Consider the following 16037-nt stretch of genomic DNA (forward strand, 5'->3'; position numbering starts at 1 on the left):
CCGCGGGCCCTTGACCCCGCCGGCCGAGCAGGACCTGACGATGGACAAGATCCGCATCACCGGCGGCCAGCGCCTCAATGGCGCCATCCCGATTTCCGGCGCCAAGAACGCCGCCCTGCCGCTCATGATCGCGAGCCTGCTGACGGACGAGACGCTGACGCTGACCAATGTCCCGCGTCTGTCCGACGTCACCGCCCTGTCGCGCATCCTCTCCAACCACGGCGTCGACCGCACCGTCGCCGGCAAGCGCATCGGCCAGTCGGCCGAGACCGGTCAGACGATCTCGCTGACCGCGCGCCAGATCGTCGACACCTGCGCGCCCTACGAGCTGGTCTCGACCATGCGGGCGAGCTTCTGGGTCATCGCGCCGATCCTGGCGCGCATGGGCGAGGCCAAGATTTCGCTGCCGGGCGGCTGCGCCATCGGCACCCGCCCCGTCGACCTGCTGCTGATGGCGCTGGAGAAGCTCGGCGCCGAGATCGTGATCGAGAACGGCTATGCGCTGGCGCGGGCGCCGAAGGGGCTGAAGGGCGGCGAGATCGTCTTCCCGAAGGTGACGGTCGGCGGCACGCATACCGCGCTGATGGGCGCCGTCCTCGCAGAGGGCACGACCGTGATCGAGAACGCGGCGCGTGAGCCCGAGGTCACCGATCTCGCGGCCTGCCTCGTCAAGATGGGCGCTAAGATCGAGGGGGCGGGGACCTCGCGGATCGTCGTCACCGGCGTTTCACGCCTGGGCGGCGCCCACCACGCCGTCCTGCCGGATCGCATCGAGACCGGCACCTATGCCATGGCCGTCGCCATGACCGGCGGCGATGTCATGCTCGAGGGTGCCCGCGCCGATCTGCTCCAATCGGCGCTCGACGCGCTGGTGAGGGCCGGCGTCGATATCAGCGAGACGAACGAGGGCATCCGCGTGCGCCGCAACGGCCACGGCATCGATGCCGTCGATGTCGATACCGATCCCTTCCCCGGCTTCCCGACCGATCTGCAGGCGCAGTTCATGGCGCTGATGACCAAGGCCAAGGGCACCTCGCGCATCCGCGAAACCATCTTCGAGAACCGCTTCATGCATGTGCAGGAGCTCGCCCGCCTCGGTGCCAGGATCCGGCTCGACGGCGATGTCGCCCATGTCGAGGGCGTCCGGAAGCTGACCGGCGCGCCGGTGATGGCGACCGATCTGCGCGCCTCGGTCTCGCTCGTGATCGGCGGTCTCGCCGCCGAGGGCGACACCACGATCAACCGGGTCTATCACCTCGATCGCGGCTTCGAAGCGCTGGAGGCCAAGCTCGGCCGTTGCGGCGCCGTCGTCGAGCGCATCAGCAGCTGATTGCGGGCTCCCGATTTTAGGTTGTTGATTTTCTTGAGGCGGCTCGTCAGAACAATCTGATGTCTGACGATGCCGCCGAACCGCTGAAGCTCGTCGCGCTCGACGCCGACGACCTCGCCATTGTCTCCGCCCATCTTCAGGATGCGGTGCTGAAGACGGCAGATATCGTCTATCTGCCGTCCGAGAAGCGCTTCGCCCTCGCGGCGCGCCGCTTCGACTGGGAGGGCGCGGCGCATGGCAAGCGTCGCCGCCGGCTGGCCGCCCTGCATTTCGACCGCGTGCTCGCCGTCCGCAGCGCCAGGCTCGATCAGGCAGAGCCCGGCAAGGTGTTGAACCTGCTGGCGATTACCTTCGACCATAGCGCGGAGCCTGCCGGCGACGTGACGCTGCACTTCTCGGAAGGCGCGGCGATCCGGCTCTCCGTCGAATGCGTCGAGGCCCAGATGAAGGATCTCGGCCCGGTCTGGGAAGCGGTGGCGACGCCTGGCCATCCCGACACCTGAGCGCGCCGCTTTTCCTCCGGCGACAACTTTAATCGCCGCCACCCTTCGTCTAAAGAACGCGCGTCATCCCGGACAAGCGGCTTCGGCCGCCCTGGGATGACGGTTGCTGGTTCGGCTTTTTCCCCGGAAGCGCGGTCCGGTCTGCCAATAGCGAGGATATCCATGCCGATCAGGCTCGACGACCGCGATGCGCGCTTTGCCGAGGGCTTCGCGGCACTGCTTTCCGCCAAGCGCGAGGTCTCCGAGGAGGTCGATCGCGTTGCCGCCGACATCATCGCCGAGGTCCGCGCCAGGGGCGATGCGGCGCTGATCGCCTATACCAGCCGCTTCGATGCCCTCGATCTGGCGCCGCGGACGCTGCGTGTCAGCGAAGCCGAGATCGACGCTGCCGTCGCGGCCTGCTCGCCGGAGCTGCTCGAAGCGCTGGAAACGGCGCGTGCGCGCATCGAGACCTATCACCGCCGTCAGAAGCCCGAAGACTCCTGGGTGAAGGACGAGGCCGGCGTCGAGAGCGGCTGGCGCTGGAGCGCCATCGAGGCCGTCGGCCTCTATGTGCCGGGCGGCACGGCGAGCTACCCCTCCTCGGTTCTGATGAACGCGATCCCCGCCAAGGTCGCCGGCGTGCCGCGCATCGTCATGGTCGCGCCGACGCCGCGCGGCGAGACCAACCCGCTCGTCCTCGCAGCGGCCCGGCTCGCCGGCATCGACGAGGTCTACCGCATCGGCGGCGCGCAGGCCGTCGCGGCGCTGGCCCATGGCACGGAAACGATCGCGCCCGTCGCCAAGATCGTCGGCCCCGGCAATGCCTATGTCGCGGCCGCCAAGCGCCGCGTCTTCGGCCAGGTCGGCATCGACATGATCGCCGGCCCCTCCGAAGTCCTCGTCATCGCCGACCGGACCGCCAATCCCGACTGGATCGCCGCCGATCTTCTGGCGCAGGCCGAGCACGACGTTTCCGCCCAGTCGATCCTGATGACCGACGATGCCGCGCTCGCCGCCGAGGTGGAGAAGGCCGTCGCGGCCCAGCTCGCGACGCTGCCGCGCGCCGGGATCGCCGGAAAGAGCTGGCAGGATTTTGGCGCGATCCTGCTCGTTGCCGATCTGGAGGCGGCCGTGCCGCTGGTCGACCGCCTCGCGCCGGAGCATCTCGAGATTCTCACCGAACATCCCGAGCATCTTGCCGGCCTCATCCGCAATGCCGGCGCGATCTTTCTCGGCGGTCATACGCCCGAGGCGATCGGCGATTATGTCGGCGGCCCCAACCATGTGCTGCCGACCGCCCGCTCGGCCCGCTTTTCATCCGGCCTCGGCGTCGGCGATTTCATGAAGCGCACCTCGCTGCTGAAATGCGGGCCGGAGGGGCTGCGCAGGCTCGCACCCGCCGCCACGCAATTGGCCGAAGCGGAGGGCTTGCAGGCGCATGGCCGTTCCGTGACGATCAGGCTCAATCTATAGAGACGGATTCGGTCGGATTGAATCGGCCTGATCGGTGAATCCGTCTCTCGATGTTTGATAGAGAAAGCGTGATCCGGTCAGATCGCATGGCAATCTGACCGGCGCATTCTTTCGGCGCTGCCGAAAGGGCCGTGCCGTAACAGGAGGAGCGATGTCGGCCGTCCCGTCTTCGGAAAAGCAGTCCCTCGTCGGCGTCACCCTCGATGAATCCTCGCTCGGGCGCGGCTCGCCCGATCAGGAGCACGAGCGCGCCATCGCGATCTACGATCTGATCGAGCGCAACCGCTTCAACGTACCGGGTCATGAGGGCGGGCCCTACCTCGCCCATCTCGCGCTGGTCGAGCGCCGCCTCGTCTTCGACATCAAGGAGTCGGACGGGTCTGCGGTCGTCACGCACCATCTCTCGCTCAGCCCGTTCCGGCGCATCGTCAAGGACTACGAGCTGATCTGCGAGAGCTACTATGCCGCGATCCGCACCCAGACGCCCGAGCAGATCGAGGCGATCGACATGGGCCGCCGCGGCCTGCACGACGAGGCGGCGGCCATCCTCGTCGATCGTTTGTCGAACAAGGTGGAGATCGACTTCGATACCGCCCGGCGCCTGTTCACGCTGATCTATGCGCTGCACTGGAAAGGCTGACGCGCTTGGAGCAGAAAGCATTTTCGAGCGAAGTGGCTACCGGTTCGCCTGAAGAAAATGCGCCGAATGCATGGACCGCTCCGCGCAAGGTCCAGAGCGTGCTCTTCATGTGCGCGATGAACGCCGTGCGCTCGCCGATGGCGGAAGCCCTGGCCAAGCATTTCTTCGGCAAGTCGATCTACGTCCAGTCGGCCGGTGCGCGGAAGGGAGAGGTCGATGGCTTCGCCCGGGAGGTTCTCGACGAGATCGGCATCGATCTCAGCCGCCACAAGCCGAAATCGGTGGAGGAGCTGGAGGAATGGGAGGGGCTCAATTTCGACCTCATCGTGTCGCTCTCGCCGGAGGCTCACCACAGGGCTCTGGAGCTGACCCGGACGCTGGCGGCCGAGGTCGAATACTGGCCGACCATGGACCCCACCCTCGTCCAGGGCTCGCGCGAGCAGAAACTCGACGCCTATCGTGACCTGCGTGACGGATTGACCCGGCGCATCAAGGAAAGGCTCAGGAGCTGAGGGCGTTACCGCACCAGCACCGCCCCGCCGCAGCGCACGCCCGTCACCCAGCTATCGGCCTGGCCGAGCCCGATGCCGAGCGTGCCGAGAACGCCGTTGAGCAACTGGTCGAGCGGCGTCACGGCCTTGCCGACGATGCCGCTGACCAGCCCGTCGAGCCCGGGCAGGCCGATGCCCAGGCCCAGCGCCTCGACCCGCAATTCGAGATCGCCGACGAGTCGGCCGAGCAGCGTCGCGACGAAATCCTGGGTCGAGGTCGTCTTCTTGTCGCCGCGCAGGATCTCGGCATAGCTGAAATTGACCGGCGTCTCGGCGAGATTGGTCATCGTGACATGGGCGCGGGCGCTGACCTTGGCGAGACCGGCGACGTTGACCAGCGTCGCGGCCGGCGGGTTGGGCGCGGTGCTGAAATTGTTGAACTCGGTCATCGAGACCTGGCCGATCCAGGCATCGACCAGCGCCGGCCTCACCCCCAGCGTCACGCGCGAGGTCGAGACGTCGCCGGGCGAGCACTGCACCGCGTTGAGCTTCGCGGTCGCGGCGGCGAGTTCCAGATAGACCGGCAGCCGCACGAGCGAGGCGGCGCCCGAGCCGATGAGGTCGACGGTCAGCAGCAGGCGGGTCTGCGCCGTATGGACGCTCGATCCCGTCCGGCCGACCCGGACCATCGGGCTGCCGACCGGCCGCTCGCCGATGCCGAGCTTGAGGTTGATCGCGGCGATGCCCGGCAGGTTGAGCGCAAGTCCGACATCGATCTGGCGCTTGCCATTGGCGATCTGCGCCACCGCCGAGACGATGTCGAGCGCCGAGACGGACGCCGCGAGCGGCTTCGGGCCCGAGGCGGGCCGGTCGCCGGCCGGGCCGAAGGAGACGAGCTGGGACAGGTCGACCGGCAACCCGCTGGCGGCGACCGAGGCGAGCTTGCCCAGCGCGGCGGTGGCGGTGCCGCTGCGCGCGTCGTTGTCGCGCGAGGCGTCGACGATCGCGGAGAGCACGTCGCCGAGCCGCGCATTGGCCTTCAGCACGTCGTCATAGCTGGCCGCGGTGAGGTTGAGCCGCGTCGCCAGATGTTTCGAGAAATCGAAGAGATCGACCCGCGCCTTGATCAGCGCTTCATAGTCCATCACCGACAGCGAGACGCCGCCGCCGAGCAGGCTGCTCAGCAGACCGTTGAGCAAGCCGCCCTCGAGCTTGACGAGGCGCGAGCCGATCGCGAAGGAGGCCTGCGCATCCTGATAGGCGATGGCGCTGCTGCCGATCGGCACCTCGCCCGTATCGAGGCTCGCCTGGATCGGCGCCACCTTGGTGCCGGGCTCCGGCTTCGTCGTGGTGGAGGCGGCCAAGGCGCGCCCGAGCAGCAGCGGCGTCGTCATCCGCATGTCGATCCTGACGGCGTTCGCCGTGGCGGCCGGCCCCGACACGAAGCGGTCTTCGGCAGCCTTGGCCGGGTCGGGGGTATAGACGCCCGGCTGGATGGCCCGGATGTTGCCGTTCTGGAAGCCGTTCTGCGTCACGCTCGCCTGTGCGGCTGCCTGCGCCCGGGGGATGTCGCTCGCCGCGGCCAGCGCCGCGAGGTCGTTTGCCGTCTGCAGCCTGCGCTTTTCGTAGAAGAAGCTGCCGACATCCACCGCCATCGCCCCGAAGCCCAGCAGGGCGACCAGCGAGAAGGCGAAGAGGATGGCGGTGGCGCCGCGCTCGTCGCTTGCGAAATTCCGGAATTTGCGCATATCGAGGCCTCCCCAGCCCGAAATGACGAATTCAGTAGCCGCCGCGTTGCACCACCGCGCGGCGTTCGATCAGAGGGGGCGGCAGCGCTGCCAGCCGGCTGAGCTGGTCGTAGACCGTGCCGCTCATGTCGTAGCTGACCGCGATCTCGAAGCTTTGCTGCTGTGGCCCGGTCTGGCTTGTGCGGACCTTCAGCTTCGACGGGTCGATGAAGGCATAGGCCTGGGCGTTGGCCGCGACGTAGTCCTTCGCGATCTGGGCCCTTTCGGTATCGCTCAGCCCCGCCACGGAAGAACGGGCCGCCTCGGCCGCGATCTGTTGAATACTGTGATAGATGCCGAAGACGTAGCCGTAGCCCATGATGCCGAAGAGCAGGATCAGCAGCACCGGCGCGACGAAGGCGAACTCGATGGCGCTCGTCCCGCCTTCGTCCCTTGTCAAACGTTCTAGCGAAGCAGCCATAGGAGAGCTCCAGCAAAGATCGCTCTCATAGGTTGTATTTTTCGCGTTTATGAACCCTTAACAGGCGGATTTAAGCGGGATTTTGCTTGGTGAAAGATTTTGAACTTAAGTAAAATTTTACCGGGTTGCCGTTGCGTGGAGCGTGTTGCTTGCGCCCGGAAATGCCACGCCCATGCCTGCCGTCTGTGCCGCGAAAATCCCCCCGGCCGACGGCCGCAGCCAGGAGCTCACGGCTCCAGCTGCGCTCCTGCTTGCCGTGCTCAGCGTGTTCGTCGGCATCGGCGTTTTTGCGAGCTTGCCCGGCGCTGATGGCCGCGACGAGCCCGTCGCCATCGTGTTCCCCTTCTGGATGGCGAGAGACGAAGCGCTGGCGCGCAGTTTCGAGGCGGGCGAGCGCGTGCTGCGAACGGGGCGGCTCGGCTCCATCGTGGTGACGGTTCCGGGCTCCCGCTCGGGAGAATTGCCGCGCGGTGCCTGGTTTTCATTGCGGCTGGCGGGGCTCGCAGGCTGTCTCGACAGTCAATCCTTAGCGGAAGAGCGGCAATGAACTGGTCTCTACGGCTCGTCCGGCGCCGCGTCGGCCTGTCGCTGATCGCATTGGCGCTGCTTCATGTGCCGCTGCTCATGCTCAGCTTCTGGATTCACGGCCAGTCCGGCCTCGCGCCGATCCTGATCATCGCGATCGCGGCCGCGATCCTGCCGGTTCTCTACCGTGTGGCGGGCATGGCGCTGGTGACGCAGCTGGCCATCGTGGTGGTTCTGATCGGGCAGGTGTCCGCACTGGTCTACAGCTTCGCCGGCCATCCGTGGCAGCCGGACATGCATATGTATTATTTCGCGGTGCTGGCGCTTCTGGCGGGCTTCTGCGACTGGCGGCCGATCATTCTGGGCGCGGCCCTGACCGCGCTGCACCATCTGGTTCTTCAATATGTCCTGCCGGCCGCCGTCTTCTATCAGGGCGGCAACATTCTGCGGGTTCTCCTGCATGCGGTGATCGTGGTCATCGAAACGGCGTTCCTCGCGACCTTCGCGGTTTTCCTGCAGCGCCGGCTCCAGGAGAGCGAGGCGGGCCTCGCCCACGCGCAGGAGGTGGCCGAGCGCGAAAGGCGGGCGACGGAAAAGGAGAAGGCGCTGTCGGAGGAGATGGGGCGCCGGGCAGAGGCGCTGCAAGCGCTCGTCTCGCGCTTTCGCCACCAGATGGAGCAGGCCATGGCGATGCTCGATCACTCGGCCGAGAACATGAAGGTGAAGGCAAGTGCCCTGACGCAGACCTCCGACCGGGCGCGTGGACAGACCGCGCTGGTCGCCGACGCCGCGGCTGGCACGATGGGGAGCATCGACCAGCTTTCGGCCGCCAGCACCGAACTCGCGGCCTCGATCGCGGAGATCGGCCGCAATGCCGACGAATCCGCCAACGGCTCCAAATCCACGGCCGAGCTGGCGCGCCATGCCAGCCGCGAGATCCAGGATCTCGCCGGACGCAGCCAGGATGTCGGCGCGGTCGTCGAGATCATCCGCGGCATCGCCTCCCAGACCAGCATGCTGGCCCTGAACGCGACGATCGAGGCGGCACGCGCCGGAGAGATGGGGCGCGGCTTCGCCGTGGTCGCCAGCGAGGTCAAGACACTCTCCGCCCAGACCGCGAAGGCGACCGACGAGGTATCGGCCCATATCGGCGCGATGCAGGATGCGACCCAGCGCTCGCTCCGGGCGATCCGCGAGATCGTCGAGGCCGTCGGCGAGGTCGAGAGCGTCGCCAATGCGATCGCGCTGTCGGTGGACGAGCAGAGCCGGGCGACCTCCGAGATCGCCTATCAGGTGCGCCTGTCCTTCGAGGGGGCGCAGCGCAGCGCCGACATCGCGGGTGGCTTCGAGGCCATGACGGTCGAGACGCATGGCGCGGCCGAGAATCTGCAGGAGACGGCCGCCGGTCTCGCGCGGCAGGCCCAGACCATCCGGCAGGATGTCGCGGTCTTCTGCAACAGCGTCGCCGCCGCCTGATCCCTACCAGTGACGGCCGGGTCCGACCGGCCCGATCCCGAGCCAGATTCCGAGGCTGGCGGCGATGTCGGCGAAGCTCTCCCGCCGCCCGAGCGGCGTGAGCGGGATACCCGGGCCGAAGGCAAGGATCGGCACATGCTCGCGGGTATGATCCGTGCCGGGCCAGGTCGGATCATTGCCATGGTCGGCGGTGATCACGGCGATGTCGCCAGGGCGCAGCGCCGCTTCCAGATGGGGCACCAGCCGGTCGAAGGCTTCGAGCGCCGCGGCATAGCCGGGCACGTCGCGGCGATGGCCGAACTCGGTGTCGAAATCGACGAGGTTGACGAAGCAGAAGCCGCCATCGGGCAGCCCGTCCCAGGCTTCGAGCGCCGCCTCGACCATCGCGGCGTTGCCGAAGGGCTTGATCTCCACGCCGGTTGCGCGATGGGCGAAGATGTCGCCGATCTTGCCGACGGTGACGATGGGCCGCGCCAGCGCCGCGAGCCGGTCGAGGATCGTCTCCTGCGGCGGCGGGATGGCGAAGTCCTTGCGGTTGCCGGTGCGGGTGAAGCCCTCTTCCGGCGAACCGGTGAAGGGCCGGGCGATGACGCGGCCGATCCTGAGCGGGTCGACCAGCGTGCGGACCGTCCTGCACAGAGCGTAGAGCCGGTCGAGCCCGAAATGCTCCTCATGCGCCGCGATCTGCAACACGGAATCGACCGAGGTGTAGCAGATCGGCTTGCCCGTCCGGATATGCTCAGGCCCGAGTTCATCGATGATCGCGACGCCGGAGGCATGCCTGTTGCCGAGGATGCCGGGCAGGGCGCCTTCCTTGACGATTCCCGCGACGAGCTCGGCCGGGAAGGAGTTCTCCAGCGCGGTGAAATAGCCCCAGCGGAAGCTCACCGGGCAGCCGGCGATCTCCCAATGGCCGGAGGGGGTGTCCTTGCCCTGGCTGACCTCGACGCCGTAACCCCAGCGCCCTTGCGGCTGGGCCGGCTTGGCGACGCCGGCGAGCGGGCGGCCCGTCGAGGCCTCGCAGGCATGGGCGAGGCCGAGGCGGAACAGGTTCGGGAGCGCCAGCGGCCCGCTGCGCAGCCCCTCCCGGTCGCCGCGCCCTTCCGCGCAGGCCTGCGCGATATGGCCGAGCGTGTCGGAGCCCGCATCGCCATAAGCGCCCGCGTCCTCGGCTGCGCCGCAGCCGACCGAATCCAGCACGATGAGCAGCGCGCGCGCCATGCTCACTCCCTGACGGCGTCGCCGCCGGCCGGCTCGAGATTGAGCGCGGCGGCGAGCAGCGCCTGCGTATAGGCCTCGCGCGGCCGGGCGAAGACCTCCTCGGCCGGGCCCTCCTCGACGACCTTGCCGTTCTGCATCACGACGAGCCGGTGCGAGAGTGCCCTGACCACCTTGAGATCATGGCTGATGAAAAGATAGCCCAGCTTGCGCTTCGCCTGCAGCCCGCGCAGCAGATCGACGATCTGCGCCTGCACGGACATGTCGAGCGCCGAGGTCGGCTCGTCCAGCACCACGAATTTGGGATCGAGCGCCATGGCCCGCGCAATCGCGATGCGCTGGCGCTGGCCGCCGGAGAATTCGTGCGGATAGCGGTCCATCGCCGCCGGGTCGAGGCCGACATCGGCGAGTGCCTGCGCTACGATCTCGCGGCGCTGGGCATAGGAGAGGCCCTGCTGCTGCACGCCGAGCCCTTCGGCGACGATCTCGGCCACGGACATGCGCGGCGAGAGCGAGCCATAGGGGTCCTGGAAGACCACCTGCAGGTCCTTCCGCTTCGGGCGAACCTGCTTGCTCGACAGCCCGTCGATGCGGTCGCCGAGGAAGACGATCGGCCCCTCGGAGGAGATGAGCCTGAGGATCGCGAGCCCGAGCGTGGTCTTGCCCGAGCCGGACTCGCCGACGACGCCGAGCGTCTCGCCCTCGCGCACCTTCACGGAAATACCGTCGACCGCCTTCACATGACCGGTGACGCGGCGCAGGAAACCCGACTTGATCGGGAACCAGATCTTCATCGGCCCGGCTTCGAGCAGCGTTGCCGCGTCGGGTGCGATCGGCTCGGGGCGTCCCTTCGGCTCGGCCGCCAGCAGGCGCTTGGTATAGGCGTGCTGCGGGTTGGCGAAGATCTCCGCGACCGGACCTTCCTCGACGACCTTGCCCTTCAGCATCACCACGACGCGGTCGGCGATGCGCCTGACGATGCCGAGATCATGGGTGATGAACAGCATGGCCATGCCGAGCCGGCCCTGGAGCTCCTTGAGCAGCTTCAGGATCTGCGCCTGCACGGTGACGTCGAGCGCGGTGGTCGGCTCGTCGGCGATCAGCAGATCGGGCTCGTTGGCGAGCGCCATGGCGATCATTACGCGCTGGCGCTGCCCGCCGGAGAGCTGGTGGGGATAGGCGCCGAGCCGGCTTTCCGCATCGCGGATTCCGACGAGGCTCAGCAGTTCGAGCGTGCGGGCGCGCGCCTTCTCGCCGCGCAGGCCCTTATGCAGTTCGAGGATCTCGCCGATCTGCTTCTCGATGCTGTGCAGCGGGTTGAGCGAGGTCATCGGCTCCTGGAACACCATGGTGATGTCGTTGCCGCGCACCTTGCGCATCGCGTCCTCGTCGGCCGCGATCAGGTCCTGCCCCTTGAACAGCACCTTGCCGGAAGGGTGATGCGCCGCCGGATAGTTCAGGAGCTTCAGGATCGACAGCGCCGAGACCGACTTGCCCGAGCCGGATTCGCCGACGATCGCCAGCGTCTCGCCCTTGGAGACCTGGAAGGAGACATGGTCGACCGCGAGCGTGTCCCTGCCGCCCTGGCGGAAGGCGACGGAGAGCTCTTCGACGGAGAGGAGAGGGGCCGTCATGCGAAGGTCTTCCGCGGGTCGAAGGCGTCGCGGACCGCTTCACCGATGAAGATCAGAAGCGACAGCATCAGCGCGATCACGGCGAAGCCGGACAAGCCCAGCCAGGGCGCCTGGAGATTGGCCTTGCCCTGCGCCAGCAACTCGCCGAGCGAGGGCGAGCCCGGCGGCAGGCCGAAGCCGAGGAAGTCGAGCGAGGTCAGCGTCGTGATCGAGCCGTTCAGGATGAAGGGCAGGAAGGTCAGCGTCGCCACCATCGCGTTGGGCAGGAGGTGGCGGATCATGATCGTGCGGTTGGACAAGCCCAGTGCCCGCGCCGCCCTGACATATTCGAAGTTGCGCGCCCGCAGGAATTCGGCGCGGACGACGCCGACCAGCGAAACCCAGGAGAACAGCAGGAGGATGCCGAGCAGCACGAAGAAGCCCGGCGTGATGATCGCTGCCACGATGATCAGCAGATAGAGCGCCGGTATCGAGGTCCAGATCTCGATCAGCCGCTGGAAGATCAGGTCCGTCCAGCCGCCGAAATAGCCCTGCACAGCGCCGGCCGCGATGCCGATCACCGAGGAGAAGGCGCAGAGGATCAGTCCGAACAGCACGGAGATGCGGAAGCCGTAGATCAATCGCGCAACGACATCGCGGCCCTGGTCGTCGGTACCGAGCCAGTTCCATTCGAGGTCGCGGCAGGTCGCCCCGCCATTGCGCTCCGCGATCGGCTTGCATTGCTCGTCCTTGAGCAGCCAGGTCGGTGGGGCCGGGGCAGGGACGGGCAGGTCGAGATTGTTGGTGTTGTAGCTGTAGCGGATCGGCGGCCAGATCGCGAAGCCATGCGCCGCGATCTCCTTGGCGATCACCGGATCGCGATAATCCGTCGTGGCGAGGAAGCCGCCGAATTTCTCCTCGGGATAGGTCACCGCGACCGGGAACAGCCATTCGCCCTTGTAGCGGACGAGCAACGGCCGGTCGTTGGCGATGAATTCGGCGAAGAGGGACAACACGAACAGCGCCAGGAACAGCCAGAACGACCACCAGCCGCGTTTGTTGGCCTTGAAGTTGTTGAGCCGGCGCCGGTTGATCGGCGTCAGCTTGAGCCAGCCTTCATTCGCCTCGACCGGCGCGAGCGGCGCGTCGCTGCGGAGAGAGGGCGGCGGGACATCGAGCAGGGTGTCACTCATCCCTAGCTCTCCCGCGTCTCGAAATCGATGCGGGGGTCGACCCAGCTATAGGTCAGGTCGGTGATGAGATGCACGACGAGGCCGATCAGCGAGAAGATGTAGAGATTGGCGAAGACCACGGGATAGTCGCGGTTGACGATCGCCTCGAAGGAGAGAAGCCCGAGCCCGTCGAGCGAGAAGATCGTCTCGATCAGCAGCGAGCCGGCGAAGAGCGCGCTGACGAAGGCGCCCGGAAAGCCGGCGATGACGATCAGCATCGCATTGCGGAAGACGTGGCCGTAGAGCACGCCGCGCTCGGTCAGGCCCTTCATCCGCGCGGTCAGGACGTATTGCTTCCTGATCTCGTCGAGGAAGGAGTTCTTGGTCAGAAGCGTCGAGGTCGCGAAGGCGCCGAGCGCCATCGCCGTCACCGGCAGGCAGATATGCCAGAGATAGTCCTTCACCTTGCCGATCAGCGACAGGTCGCTCCAGTTGTCTGAGGTCAGTCCTCTGAGGGGGAAGATCTGCCAGAAGGAGCCGCCGGCGAAGAGCACGATCAGCAGGATCGCGAAGAGGAAGCTCGGGATCGCGTAGCCGACGATGACCACCGCGCTGGTCCAGGTGTCGAAGCGCGAGCCCTCCTTCACCGCCTTGCGAATGCCGAGGGGGATCGAGATCATGTAGGAGAGCAATGTCATCCACAGGCCGAGCGAGATCGAGACCGGCAGCTTCTCCTTGATCAGCTGCAGCACCGGCGCGCCGCGGAAATAGGAGCGGCCGAAATCGAAGCGGGCATAGTCGGTCAGCATCTTCCAGAAGCGTTCGGGCGCCGGCTTGTCGAAGCCGAACTGCTTCTCCAGCTCCTTGATGAAGGCGGGGTCGAGGCCTTGGGCACCGCGGTAGGCGCTGGCCTCGCCGCCATGAGCGCCGGCATCGCCGCCCTGGCCGCCGCCGACGCGGTCGGCCGCGCCGCTATTGGGGTTCTGGAGCTGCGAGATCACGCGCTCGACCGGCCCGCCCGGCGCGAACTGCACGATGGTGAAGGCGACCAGCAGGATGCCGAACAGGGTCGGCACCATCAGGGCGAGACGCCGGGCGATATAGCTCAGCATTCGCTCACTGCGCCTTTCCGGGCTGGCCGATGGTTCCCAGATGCGTGTGGTTGAACGCGCTCGAATATTTCAAGCCGTAGCCGAGTGCCCTGTCGAGGGTGATGTGAGCTGCCCAGATCAAAGCGAGGGCGAGCGCGAGGGAGGCTTGGACACCCCAACCGATGACCGCGAGAAGGACCGGCCAGAGCAGCGTGTGCCCGGCATTGTAGAGCACCGCGCCGAAACGCGGTCCGGCGAGATAGCCCAGCATTGTCAGATCGGGCGCCAGGATCAGGCTGCCGAACAGCCACCATGAGGCCCCCGACTTGTGAAACAGCCAGATGCAGAGCAGGCCGAGCGCGAGCCCTTCCAACCGCAGCAGCAGGCGCGGCGCGCCTCGAACCTGGCCGACGGAGAACGGTGCGGTCATCACGCCTTCCCGATCCGCTTGGCCTTCTCGGCGTCGTACCACCAGGTTCCCGGAGCGCCGGAGCTGAATTTCGGCTTGGTCTGCGGCCGGTCGAACATATCCCAATGGGCGAGCCAGACCTCGTCGTTCCACCACATCGGGATCCAGTAGCGGCCGGCGCGAAGCAGCCGGTCGAGGCATTTCGCGGCGGTGACGGCGTCGGCATAGCTATGCGCCTGGCCGATCTTCTCGATCATCGCATCGACCGCCGGGTCGCTGATGCCGTTCTGGTTGCGCGAGCCGCGCGTCTTGGCCGCTTCCGAGCCATAAACGATGCGCAGCGTGTCGCTCGGAATGGCGCTGCCGCTGAGCGCGCGCGTGATCATGTCGAAATCGAACTCGTCGAGGCGGCGCTGATACTGGGCGGGGTCGACGAAGCGCGAGGTGGCGTTGATGCCGAGCCGCTTGAGATTCGCCTGGAAGGGCTGGGTATGCGGCTGCAGCGCCGGGTTCGAATCGAGGAACTCGATCTCGAAGGGCTGCCCGTTCGGCAGCTTGAGCACATTGCCCTCGCGCTTGCAGCCGGCGGCGCGCAGCATCTCGTCGGCCTTGCGCAGCAGGTTGCGATCGCTGCCCGAGCCGTCCGAGACCGGCGGCAGCCAGGGCTCGCCGAAGACTTCGTCCGGCACCTTGCCGCGCCAGGGCTCGAGCAGTGCGAGTTCTGCGGGCGAGGGCTTGCCGACGGCCTTCGAATCCGAGTTCTCGAAATAGGAGGTCAGCCGCTCGTAGAAGCCGAACATGATGTTCTTGCGCGTCCACTCGAAGTCGAATGCGAGGCCCAGCGCTTCGCGGACGCGCGGATCGGCGAATTTCTCGCGGCGCAGATTATAGATCCAGCCTTGCGAGGCCACCGGTTCCGTCCGCGGCAGGGACTCCTTCCTGACCTTGCCCTCCTTCAGCGCCGGGAAGTCGTATCCGGTCGCCCAGATGCGTGAGGTGAACTCCTCCTGAAAGGTGATGACACCGCTCTTGAAGCCCTCGAACGCCACCTGCCGGTCGCGGAAATATTCCCAGCGCACCCGGTCGAAATTATTGGTGCCGACATTCACCGGCAGGTCCTTGCCCCAGTAATCCGGCAGGCGCTCGAACTCGATGAAGCGGCCTTGCTCGAAGCGCCCGACCTTGTAGGGGCCGGAACCGAGCGGCGCTTCCAGTGTCGCGGCGGTGAAATCCCGCGTCGACCAGTATTTTTCGGAGAAGACCGGCAGGCTTGCGACGACCAGATGCAGGTCGCGGCTGCGCTTCGGCGACAACTGCACGATGGCGATGTCGTCGCCCTCGGCGCTGGCCGAGACCATCTCGTTCAGCGTCAGCCGGTAGGAGGGGTGGCCCTTCTCCTTGAGGATGTTGAGCGAGAAGGCGACATCCTTCGCCGTGACGCGCGAACCGTCCTGGAATTTCGCCTCGGGCCTGAGGCGGAAGCGATAGGTCAGCCTGTCGGCGGAGACCGCGACGCTCTTGGCCAGGAGCCCGTAGAGCGAGCCCGGCTCGTCGCCCGAACCGGCCATCAGGCTGTCGAAGCAGGCATCCATGCCGGCCGCACCGTCGCCCTGCAGCACGAAGGTGTTGAGCGTGTTGAAGGTGTCGAAGCTCTGGTTGCCGCCGGCCTGCTTGATCTGCAGGGTCAGCGTGCCGCCTTTCGGCGCCTGCGGGTTCACATAGGGGAAATGTGGGAAATCCGGCGGCAGGCCGAGCTCGCCGAAGGTCGAGAGCCCGTGCGATTCGGCTTCCTGTGCGAGCACCGTCCCGGACAGTTCCGGCAAAGCGGCCGTTGCCGCCATGACGCCTCCGGCTTCGAGCAGCCTGCGGCGTGTGATGCGCATCGCCATCGTCTCGCGTCTCCTTC

15 protein-coding genes are annotated in these 16037 nt (G+C 67.0%); 7 read left to right on the forward strand and 8 right to left on the reverse strand.

The genetic code is table 11. The features are described from left to right. The first annotated feature begins 40 nt into the window (after positions 1–40). The 5 genes from murA to GY40_RS07615 all read left to right on the forward strand — a co-directional run bounded on the left by murA (position 41) and on the right by GY40_RS07615 (position 4440). Entirely contained in the window at positions 41–1330 is a 1290-nt protein-coding gene (gene murA, locus GY40_RS07595; RefSeq protein ID WP_038362174.1) for a UDP-N-acetylglucosamine 1-carboxyvinyltransferase, read from the forward strand. Between the two features lie 59 nt (positions 1331–1389). Continuing rightward, entirely contained in the window at positions 1390–1833 is a 444-nt protein-coding gene (locus GY40_RS07600; RefSeq protein WP_038360557.1) for a DUF2948 family protein, read from the forward strand. Positions 1834–1995: 162 nt separating this feature from the next. Further along, the gene (gene hisD, locus GY40_RS07605) at positions 1996–3288 is read left to right on the forward strand and encodes a histidinol dehydrogenase (protein WP_038360560.1); all 1293 of its coding nucleotides are present in this window, start codon (positions 1996–1998) and stop codon (positions 3286–3288) included. Between the two features lie 151 nt (positions 3289–3439). Then, positions 3440–3928, forward strand: a complete 489-nt coding sequence (locus GY40_RS07610; protein ID WP_038360563.1) for a UPF0262 family protein — start codon at positions 3440–3442, stop codon at positions 3926–3928. A 107-nt stretch (positions 3929–4035) separates the two neighbouring features. After that, complete coding sequence (locus GY40_RS07615) at positions 4036–4440, forward strand: arsenate reductase/protein-tyrosine-phosphatase family protein (protein ID WP_051987823.1); 405 nt, start codon at positions 4036–4038, stop codon at positions 4438–4440. A gap of 5 nt (positions 4441–4445) precedes the next feature. Here the strand turns inward: GY40_RS07615 and GY40_RS07620 are convergent, their stop codons facing one another. Further along, positions 4446–6167: a pilus assembly protein TadG-related protein gene (locus GY40_RS07620; protein ID WP_038360566.1), complete on the reverse strand. Its 1722-nt coding sequence runs from the start codon at positions 6165–6167 to the stop codon at positions 4446–4448. Between the two features lie 31 nt (positions 6168–6198). Then, positions 6199–6627 (reverse strand): TadE/TadG family type IV pilus assembly protein, encoded by a 429-nt coding sequence (locus GY40_RS07625; protein ID WP_038360568.1) that lies wholly within the window; start codon positions 6625–6627, stop codon positions 6199–6201. 172 nt (positions 6628–6799) lie between these two features. Between GY40_RS07625 and GY40_RS07630 the strand changes: the two genes are divergently transcribed. Further along, entirely contained in the window at positions 6800–7174 is a 375-nt protein-coding gene (locus GY40_RS07630) for a hypothetical protein (RefSeq protein WP_038360571.1), read from the forward strand. Beyond that, a complete protein-coding gene (locus GY40_RS28185) occupies positions 7171–8628 on the forward strand; it encodes a methyl-accepting chemotaxis protein (protein ID WP_051987651.1) in 1458 nt (485 codons plus the stop codon). Before GY40_RS07630 ends, GY40_RS28185 begins: the two co-directional genes overlap by 4 nt. A 3-nt stretch (positions 8629–8631) precedes the next feature. Here the strand turns inward: GY40_RS28185 and GY40_RS07640 are convergent, their stop codons facing one another. The 6 genes from GY40_RS07640 to GY40_RS07665 are packed head-to-tail and all read right to left on the reverse strand — an operon-like array spanning position 8632 to position 16020. Continuing rightward, on the reverse strand, positions 8632–9849 hold the full coding sequence (locus GY40_RS07640) for a phosphopentomutase (RefSeq protein WP_038360573.1): 1218 nt from the start codon (positions 9847–9849) through the stop codon (positions 8632–8634). A 2-nt stretch (positions 9850–9851) separates the two neighbouring features. After that, entirely contained in the window at positions 9852–11480 is a 1629-nt protein-coding gene (locus GY40_RS07645) for an ABC transporter ATP-binding protein (RefSeq protein ID WP_038360576.1), read from the reverse strand. Beyond that, positions 11477–12652: an ABC transporter permease gene (locus GY40_RS07650; protein ID WP_051987652.1), complete on the reverse strand. Its 1176-nt coding sequence runs from the start codon at positions 12650–12652 to the stop codon at positions 11477–11479. Before GY40_RS07650 ends, GY40_RS07645 begins: the two co-directional genes overlap by 4 nt. A gap of 2 nt (positions 12653–12654) precedes the next feature. Then, a complete protein-coding gene (locus GY40_RS07655; protein WP_038360579.1) occupies positions 12655–13743 on the reverse strand; it encodes a microcin C ABC transporter permease YejB in 1089 nt (362 codons plus the stop codon). A gap of 4 nt (positions 13744–13747) precedes the next feature. After that, a complete protein-coding gene (locus tag GY40_RS07660) occupies positions 13748–14152 on the reverse strand; it encodes a DUF4260 domain-containing protein (protein WP_038360582.1) in 405 nt (134 codons plus the stop codon). Then, positions 14152–16020, reverse strand: a complete 1869-nt coding sequence (locus GY40_RS07665) for an extracellular solute-binding protein (RefSeq protein WP_349236399.1) — start codon at positions 16018–16020, stop codon at positions 14152–14154. The genes GY40_RS07660 and GY40_RS07665 overlap by 1 nt, the downstream gene beginning before the upstream one ends. Between the last annotated feature and the right edge of the window lie 17 nt (positions 16021–16037).

This window comes from Allobosea sp. UNC402CLCol, assembly GCF_000745475.1.
Classification (GTDB): Bacteria; Pseudomonadota; Alphaproteobacteria; order Rhizobiales; family Beijerinckiaceae; genus Allobosea; species Allobosea spartocytisi.

Bases quoted from the DNA above. Each gene is read 5' to 3' on its own strand.
- hisD (WP_038360560.1), top strand. From the start codon at position 1,996: ATGCCGATCAGGCTCGACGACCGCGATGCGCGCTTTGCCGAGGGCTTC.
- GY40_RS07660 (WP_038360582.1), bottom strand. From the start codon at position 14,152: ATGACCGCACCGTTCTCCGTCGGCCAGGTTCGAGGCGCGCCGCGCCTG.
- murA (WP_038362174.1), top strand. From the start codon at position 41: ATGGACAAGATCCGCATCACCGGCGGCCAGCGCCTCAATGGCGCCATC.
- GY40_RS07625 (WP_038360568.1), bottom strand. From the start codon at position 6,627: ATGGCTGCTTCGCTAGAACGTTTGACAAGGGACGAAGGCGGGACGAGC.
- GY40_RS07610 (WP_038360563.1), top strand. From the start codon at position 3,440: ATGTCGGCCGTCCCGTCTTCGGAAAAGCAGTCCCTCGTCGGCGTCACC.
- GY40_RS07665 (WP_349236399.1), bottom strand. From the start codon at position 16,020: ATGGCGATGCGCATCACACGCCGCAGGCTGCTCGAAGCCGGAGGCGTC.
- GY40_RS07650 (WP_051987652.1), bottom strand. From the start codon at position 12,652: ATGAGTGACACCCTGCTCGATGTCCCGCCGCCCTCTCTCCGCAGCGAC.
- GY40_RS28185 (WP_051987651.1), top strand. From the start codon at position 7,171: ATGAACTGGTCTCTACGGCTCGTCCGGCGCCGCGTCGGCCTGTCGCTG.
- GY40_RS07655 (WP_038360579.1), bottom strand. From the start codon at position 13,743: ATGCTGAGCTATATCGCCCGGCGTCTCGCCCTGATGGTGCCGACCCTG.
- GY40_RS07620 (WP_038360566.1), bottom strand. From the start codon at position 6,167: ATGCGCAAATTCCGGAATTTCGCAAGCGACGAGCGCGGCGCCACCGCC.
- GY40_RS07645 (WP_038360576.1), bottom strand. From the start codon at position 11,480: ATGACGGCCCCTCTCCTCTCCGTCGAAGAGCTCTCCGTCGCCTTCCGC.
- GY40_RS07630 (WP_038360571.1), top strand. From the start codon at position 6,800: ATGCCTGCCGTCTGTGCCGCGAAAATCCCCCCGGCCGACGGCCGCAGC.
- GY40_RS07640 (WP_038360573.1), bottom strand. From the start codon at position 9,849: ATGGCGCGCGCGCTGCTCATCGTGCTGGATTCGGTCGGCTGCGGCGCA.
- GY40_RS07615 (WP_051987823.1), top strand. From the start codon at position 4,036: ATGTGCGCGATGAACGCCGTGCGCTCGCCGATGGCGGAAGCCCTGGCC.
- GY40_RS07600 (WP_038360557.1), top strand. From the start codon at position 1,390: ATGTCTGACGATGCCGCCGAACCGCTGAAGCTCGTCGCGCTCGACGCC.